Consider the following 1,214-nt stretch of genomic DNA (forward strand, 5'->3'; position numbering starts at 1 on the left):
GGTTAAGCTACTAAGAGCACACGGAGGATGCCTAGGCGCTAGGAGCCGATGAAGGACGTGGCGAACAACGATACTGCCTCGGGGAGCTGTAAGCAAGCTTTGATCCGGGGATGTCCGAATGGGGAAACCCAGCTGGCGTAATACCCAGTTACTCTTGTCTGAATACATAGGGCAGGAGAGGCATACCAGGGGAACTGAAACATCTAAGTACCCTGAGGAAGAGAAAACAATAGTGATTCCGTCAGTAGCGGCGAGCGAACGCGGAACAGCCCAAACCAGGGAGCTTGCTCTCTGGGGTTGTGGGACGTCTCACATGGAGTTACAAAGGAGCCGGTTAAACGAAGAGGTCTGGAAAGGCCCGCCATAGAAGGTAAAAGCCCTGTAATTGAAAGTCTGCTCCCTCCGAGACGGATCCCGAGTAGTGCGGGGCACGTGAAACCCCGTATGAATCCGGCAGGACCATCTGCCAAGGCTAAATACTTCCTAGCGACCGATAGTGAAGCAGTACCGTGAGGGAAAGGTGAAAAGCACCCCGGAAGGGGAGTGAAATAGAACCTGAAACCGTGTGCTTACAAGAAGTCAGAGCCCATTTTAGGGGTGATGGCGTGCCTTTTGTAGAATGAACCGGCGAGTTACGTTCCCGTGCAAGGTTAAGGTGAGAAGCCGGAGCCGCAGCGAAAGCGAGTCTGAATAGGGCGACATAGTACGTGGACGTAGACCCGAAACCGGGTGATCTACCCCTGTCCAGGGTGAAGGTGCGGTAACACGCACTGGAGGCCCGAACCCACGCACGTTGAAAAGTGCGGGGATGAGGTGGGGGTAGCGGAGAAATTCCAATCGAACTCGGAGATAGCTGGTTCTCCCCGAAATAGCTTTAGGGCTAGCCTCGGAAAACAGAGTCGTGGAGGTAGAGCACTGATTGGGTGCGGGGCCCGCAAGGGTTACCAAGCTCAGTCAAACTCCGAATGCCATAGACTTACTTCCGGGAGTCAGACAGTGAGTGCTAAGATCCATTGTCAAAAGGGAAACAGCCCAGACCATCAGCTAAGGTCCCCAAGTGTGTGTTAAGTGGGAAAGGATGTGGAGTTGCACAGACAACCAGGATGTTGGCTTAGAAGCAGCCACCATTGAAAGAGTGCGTAATAGCTCACTGGTCGAGTGACTCTGCGCCGAAAATGTAACGGGGCTAAACACACCACCGAAGCTATGGCTTG

General features: G+C 53.6%; 1 rRNA gene (running past one end of the window). It reads left to right on the plus strand.

Annotated elements, in window-relative coordinates:
- Nucleotides 1–1,214 (plus strand): 23S ribosomal RNA (locus RSX24_RS32085) (it continues 1,743 nt past the right edge of the window).

The organism is Paenibacillus hubeiensis (assembly GCF_032334105.1).
Taxonomy (GTDB): domain Bacteria; phylum Bacillota; class Bacilli; order Paenibacillales; family Paenibacillaceae; genus Paenibacillus; species Paenibacillus hubeiensis.